This window comes from Actinomyces sp. oral taxon 170 str. F0386, assembly GCF_000195595.1.
GTDB lineage: Bacteria > Actinomycetota > Actinomycetes > Actinomycetales > Actinomycetaceae > Actinomyces.
This window is the reverse complement of record NZ_GL882533.1, coordinates 1-788: the sequence shown is the minus strand read 5'-3', so window position 1 is coordinate 788 and position 788 is coordinate 1. Positions and strand designations below refer to the sequence as shown.

The window sequence follows — 788 nt, the reverse complement described above, 5'->3', positions numbered from 1 at the left end:
GCAAACGCGTTTGCTTGGGACCCCATGGGCTACGTGTCCACATCTGCCGCAAAGAGGCCCGCACGTCGATCGCACTTGTCCGAGACCCTCGGGATCATGCGGTCTCGCTTCCCCTCGCTGGGGTTCCTCAAGGCCTTTATGACAGATGTGGACACACTCGGGGATCGAGGGCCTTCAGGAGCCCGCCGCACCGCGCTTGCCGCTCTACGGATCTTCAACCCCTCGCCTGAGCGCACCACGAGAGAACGAGACAGACTACTCCATGCATTGAACCGTAATAAACCATACGGATAACCACTTGAAGAGACACAAGAACTTGACCAAACTGATGCCATATCCATGCATAACAGCTAGTTAAACAGCATCGCGGGCTCGTATATTCTCTGTATCCGCCCTCCGGAGAAAAGGCCAGAGAAGACTGTTGACCGGCCGGTTGCGACGGAGACGTTCACAAGGAAGAGAACCATTTCCTCAAGGAGGACATGATGAAGCGCACTGGCCGATACATGATCGGCACACTCGCGGCGATGACGCTCGTGGGGCTGGCAGGTCCCGCAGCCCTGGCCCAGAGTGATGGCCCCACCCAGCAGGGGGGCGAGTCCGCCGCCACCCAGCAGGCGAGCTCTCAGCCGACAGCGCAGACGGACGCTGCGACCACTACCTCTTCTGCCTCGGCAGAGGAAACACAGCAAGCCCCGCAAGGTGATTCGGCTGAGGCCAGCGTCAAGCCGACTGAGGCCACCACCACACCGTCGGCTGACCCGGCCACCGACACCAAGCCCTCGGAC

At 60.7% G+C, this 788-nt stretch carries 1 protein-coding gene; it reads left to right on the top strand.

Annotated features, from left to right (window positions below):
• Window positions 1–482: 482 nt before the first annotated feature.
• On the top strand, window positions 483–788 hold a 306-nt coding region (locus HMPREF9056_RS04760; protein ID WP_009403351.1), incomplete at its 3' end, for a hypothetical protein.